The organism is Falsiroseomonas oryziterrae, from assembly GCF_021864505.1.
GTDB classification, from domain to species: Bacteria; Pseudomonadota; Alphaproteobacteria; order Acetobacterales; family Acetobacteraceae; genus Falsiroseomonas; species Falsiroseomonas oryziterrae.
The window spans coordinates 1-4,873 of sequence record NZ_JAKJIB010000314.1; the positions used below are offsets into that span (position 1 = coordinate 1).

The following is a 4,873-nucleotide window of genomic DNA, read 5'->3' on the forward strand; positions in this document are numbered from 1 at the left end:
GCGGAGCATGCGCTGGCCGGCCGGCGTCGGGATGCGCGCGGCCGAGATGCGCGAGCGCCGCCTCGGCCGCATCGCGCCAGGGCCGCGACGCAGCCGGCCGGTCGATCGCGGCCTCCTGCTCCGCGCGCCAAGCTGCATCGGTGATCATCCGCTCGAGCAGCGCGAGCAGCCGCGGCTCGTCGCCGGCGGGAAAGAAGACGGCGCCAGGCGCGCCCGATTCCAGCAGGCCGGTATGCGCCGGCACGACGCAGACCTTGCCTGCCGCCAGGCTCTCCGTGACCGGCAGCCCCCAGCCCTCGTGGAAGGAGTTGTAGACGGTGAAGAGGCAGCGCGACGTCAGCCCGGCCAGCGCAAGGTCCGACACGCCGGACAGGATCGAGACCTTGGCGCGCAACGCCGGGCTGCGCGCCAGCAGGTCGAGCGCCGCGCCGGCCTTCCAACCCGGGCGCCCGATGCACAGCAGACGCGGCACGCGCGCCGCCGGCAGCCGGCGCAGCAATTCGAGCCAGGCGCGGAAGACGAGCAGGTGGTTCTTGCGGCTCTCCAGCGTGGCGACGAAGAGCACGAAGGCCGCTTCGGGCTCCTCGATGTCGAGCGCCTCCGCGGCGGCCTTCGCGGCGTCGGGGTCGGGCGGCGGATCGACGGCCAGCGGGACAACGGCCGGCGCGGGGCGCAGGCCGAGCGGGGCCCCGAGCCGCGTCGCATCCGCCGCGGTGGCGCGCGAATTCGCCATCAGCAGGTCCGCCTGCAGCGCGAGCGAGGCGAACCAGCGCGCATAGAGCGGCGGCGTGATCTCGGCGCAATGCTCCGGCATCAGCAGCGGGATGCAGTCGTGCAGGAAGGCGCAGTAGCGCAGCGGCACCCGGCGGCGCAGCAGCCGCAGGCCGCGGAAATAATCCTCGATCCCCCAGGCATTGCCGAAGCTGGTGAGCGTCGCACCCGCCGCGACCGGCGCGTCGGGGCGGGCGTCCGGGTCGGACAGGCCGGCGACGGCGGCGCGCCATGCGGGATCGCCGGGCTCGGCGCCGGTGCGCGCAAGCTCGAGCATGCGGCGGAAGGCGGCCTCGTCCACATGCCACCACCGCCAGGCGGAAGGATCGTAGCCGACGAGGATGACGGGCGCGGGCGGGGCGGGATGGGCCAGGATCTCGCGCAGCAGGCTGGCCTGTACGCGCTGGATGCCGGTGGGCGTGCGCGAATCGCGGATGTAGTCGAGCAGGTCGGTGACGTCGAAGGCGAGTTGCGTCGGCGGGCCCTGCGGCGCCGGATGCGGCGGCGCGAGCGGCGCATCGGATGGCGGCTCCAGGCGATGGCGCGACAGCGCGATGCCGCGCCGAGCCTGGGGCGAAGCCGGGTCGAGCGCGAGCGCACGGCTGAACAGCTGCGCGGCTTCGGCGCCTCGGCCGAGCAGGCGCAGCGCATGGCCTTCCTGCAGCAGCGGGTCCGGGTCCGCAGGGTCGAGCGTGGCGGCGCGGCGATAATGGACGAGCGCGGCCTCCGCGTCGCCGCCCGCCTTCACCGCATGGCCGAGCTGGACATGGATGGCGGCATGGTCGGGGCGCAGCGCGAGATAGGCGCGGTAGTGCGGCTCCGCCGCCGTCCAGTCGCCGCCGTCGCGCAGGCGGTCGGCGCGCGCGAGGATGGCGGCGGGCGTCTCCGCGCCATCCATCCCCGAAGCCGTCAGGCGTGCACCGCCGCGCGGGCGGGCAGGCGCACGCCCTCGGCCGAGAAGACGTGCCAGGCCGCGGCGGGCAGGCCGACCGGCAGCACCTCGCCGATCGCCGAGGCCGGCAGCGGCAGGCGCGCGACCAGCAGCTCGCCGCCGGGCAGGCGGCCATGGATCACCGTCTCGGAGCCGAGAGGCTCCACCAGCTCGATCGCGAGCGGCAGCGCGTCGTCGCGCTCCGGCCGGTGCTCGACATGCTCGGGACGGATGCCGATCACGAGCTTCGTGCCGTCCTCCGCGCCGCGCCGGCCGTCGGCGAAGGGGAGCGTGGGGCCGGCCTTGAGCGTGGCGCCGGCGCCGCCGAGCGCGGCCTCGGCGTGCAGGAAGTTCATCGCGGGCGAGCCGATGAAGCCGGCGACATAGGTGTCGGCCGGCACGCCCCAGACCTCCATCGGCGAGGCGACCTGCGCGGCGCGGCCGCGATGCATCACCACCAGCCGGTCACCGAGCGTCATCGCCTCCACCTGGTCGTGGGTGACGAAGAGGCTGGTGACGCCGAGGCGCTTCTGCAGGCGGCGGATCTCGGCGCGCATCTGCACGCGGAGCTTGGCGTCGAGGTTCGAGAGTGGCTCGTCGAAGAGGAAGAGCTTGGGCTCGCGCACGATGGCGCGGCCCATGGCGACGCGCTGTCGCTGGCCGCCCGAGAGCTGGCGCGGCTTGCGGTCGAGCAGGGGCCCGATCTCCAGCATCTCGGCGGCCTCGGCGACGCGCTTCCTGATCTCCGGCATGGGCAGGCCGCGGATCTTCAGGCCGTAGGCCATGTTCTCGAAGACCGACATGTGCGGGTAGAGCGCGTAGTTCTGGAACACCATCGCGATGTCTCGGTCGGCGGGTTCCAGCTGCGTGACGTCGCGCCCGTCGATGCGCACCGTGCCGGAGGTGGGCGATTCCAGGCCCGCCACGATGCGTAGCAGCGTGGACTTGCCGCAGCCCGAGGCGCCGACGACGACGATCATCTCGCCATCCGCGACCTCGAGGTCGATGCCGTGCAGGACCTGCGTGGCGCCGAACTGCTTCTTCACCGAGGAGAGGGAGAGGGTGGCCATGGCTACTTTTCCGTCTCCGTCAGGCCCTTCACGAACCAGCGCTGCATGAACACCACCACCAGCACGGGCGGCACCATGGCGAGCACGGCGGTCGCCATGATGACGTTCCACTCGTTCTGCGCGTCGCCGCTGCCGATCATCTTCGTCATGCCGACCACCACCGTCTCGAGATCCTTGTCGGAGACGATCAGCAGCGGCCAGAGATACTGGTTCCAGCCGTAGATGAAGAGGATGACGAAGAGCGCCGCGATGTTCGTGACACTCAGCGGCAGCACGACGTCCTTGAAGAAGCGGAGCGGCCCGGCGCCGTCGATCTTCGCGGCCTCGACATACTCGTCGGGGATGGTCAGGAAGAACTGGCGGAAGAGCAGGGTGGCGGTCGCCGAGGCGACCAGCGGCACCACCAGCCCCGCCATGGAGTTGATGAGGTTCATGTTCACCATGACCTCGAAGGTCGGGATGATGCGCACCTCGACCGGCAGCATCAGCGTGATGAAGATCAGCCAGAAGCAGACCATCCGACCGGGGAAGGAGAAGAACACCACCGCATAGGCCGAGAGCAGCGAGATCGCGATCTTCCCGACCGCGATCAGCACGGCCATGTTCAGGCTGTTCCACAGCATCAGCCAGGCCGGCACCCCGCCGGTGGTGCGGACGGCGGAGCCGCCCGTGGTCCAGGCAGAGACGTAGTTGGCGATCGCCTCGCCGCCGAACCACAGCGGCACCTCGCCGCGGCCGATCGTGTTCACGTCGTGGGTCGAGCCGACGATGGTGATCCAGATCGGGAAGGCGAAGATCAGCACGCCGAATGCCAGGATCGCATGGGCGATCCAGCGGCTGCGCGCCTGGCGCCGCGCGGTCGCGCGGGCGAGCGCCAGATCCTCGGCGGTGTGGTCGCGCATCAGCATGGCGCTAACCTCCCCATGCAGAACCGGCGGCCCGCCTCGGCAGGCCGAGCGCGCGAATGCGCGCCGCGCACCACATGACAGCGCTGCCGGGCGTGCCAGCGGCCTGCGCGAAAGCCAAGCGGCCGGAGGCCGCGCCCGGCGTCTGAGGGCACATCAATAGTGTACCTTCCGCTCGATGAAGCGGAACTGGATGGCGGTGAGCAGGATCACGATCGCCATCAGCACCACGCTCTGCGCGGCGGAGGAGCCGAAGTTCAGGTTCTGCACCCCGTCCACATAGACCTTGTAGATCAGCGTCGTCGTCGCCTGGCCGGGGCCGCCCTGGGTCAGCGCGTGGATGATGCCGAAGGTGTCGAAGAAGGCGTAGACGATGTTGACGACCAGCAGGAAGAAGCTGGTCGGCGCGAGCAGCGGGAAGATCACCGTCCAGAATCGCCGCATCGGCTTCGCGCCGTCGATCGCCGCCGCTTCCAGCACGCTGCGCGGGATGGATTGCAGCCCCGCCAGGAAGAAGATGAAGTTGTAGCTGACCTGCTTCCAGGCGGCGGCCAGGATGACCAGCAGCATCGCCTGGTCGCCGTTGACCTTGTAGTCCCAGCGGATGCCCATGCCGTTCAGCGCGCGGCCGAAGAGGCCGATCTGCGGGTGGAACATGAACAGCCACAGCACGGCGGCGACCGCGGGGGCGACGGCGTAGGGCCAGATCAGCAGCGTCTTGTAGGCGTTCGCGCCGCGGATCGCCTTGTCCGCCTGCACGGCGAGGAACAGCGCCGCGCCGAGCGCGATCAGCGCGACCGAGGTCGAGAAGATCACGGTGTTCCAGGCGGCCGCGAGGTAGTTCGGGTCGTGCAGGATGTCGGTGAAGTTCTCGAAGCCGACGAATTCGCGCGACAGGCCGAATGCGTCCTCGCGCAGGAACGATCCGTAGATCGCCTGGCCGGCGGGCCAGAAGAAGAAGATGCCGGTGATGATCAGCTGGGGCAGCAGCAGGAGGTAGGGAAGCGCCACCCCCTTGAAGATCACCTTCTTGCGCATGGTCCTGATGTCCGCCCGTCAGGTAGCCGCCACACCAACCCTACCTGCCGGGCGGAAAGGGGGGCCGTTCCAGCCCCCCTTAGACCCCCCGGCCCGGGGGGGGGGAGAGGCGGCGGGGGGGGCAGCTGAGCCCCCCGGCACCGGCGCCCGGAAATACC

At 70.8% G+C, this 4,873-nt stretch carries 4 protein-coding genes; all 4 read right to left on the minus strand.

Annotated features, from left to right (window positions below):
- Positions 1 to 1,669, minus strand: a 1,669-nt coding sequence (locus L2I40_RS19045; protein ID WP_237216763.1) for a glycosyltransferase, incomplete at its 3' end; no start/stop codon positions are given.
- An 11-nt stretch (positions 1,670 to 1,680) separates the two neighbouring features.
- Positions 1,681 to 2,772 (minus strand): sn-glycerol-3-phosphate ABC transporter ATP-binding protein UgpC, encoded by a 1,092-nt coding sequence (gene ugpC / locus L2I40_RS19050; protein WP_237216764.1) that lies wholly within the window; start codon positions 2,770 to 2,772, stop codon positions 1,681 to 1,683.
- A 2-nt stretch (positions 2,773 to 2,774) separates the two neighbouring features.
- On the minus strand, positions 2,775 to 3,680 hold the full coding sequence (ugpE, locus tag L2I40_RS19055) for a sn-glycerol-3-phosphate ABC transporter permease UgpE (RefSeq protein WP_237216765.1): 906 nt from the start codon (positions 3,678 to 3,680) through the stop codon (positions 2,775 to 2,777).
- 153 nt (positions 3,681 to 3,833) lie between these two features.
- Positions 3,834 to 4,715, minus strand: coding sequence for a sn-glycerol-3-phosphate ABC transporter permease UgpA (ugpA, locus tag L2I40_RS19060; RefSeq protein WP_237216766.1), 882 nt, complete (start codon positions 4,713 to 4,715; stop codon positions 3,834 to 3,836).
- Positions 4,716 to 4,873 lie beyond the last annotated feature (158 nt).

What these genes read in the sequence shown, in the direction of transcription:
- ugpE (WP_237216765.1), bottom strand. Translation starts at nt 3,680, where the DNA reads ATGCTGATGCGCGACCACACCGCCGAGGATCTGGCGCTCGCCCGCGCG.
- ugpA (WP_237216766.1), bottom strand. Translation starts at nt 4,715, where the DNA reads ATGCGCAAGAAGGTGATCTTCAAGGGGGTGGCGCTTCCCTACCTCCTG.
- ugpC (WP_237216764.1), bottom strand. Translation starts at nt 2,772, where the DNA reads ATGGCCACCCTCTCCCTCTCCTCGGTGAAGAAGCAGTTCGGCGCCACG.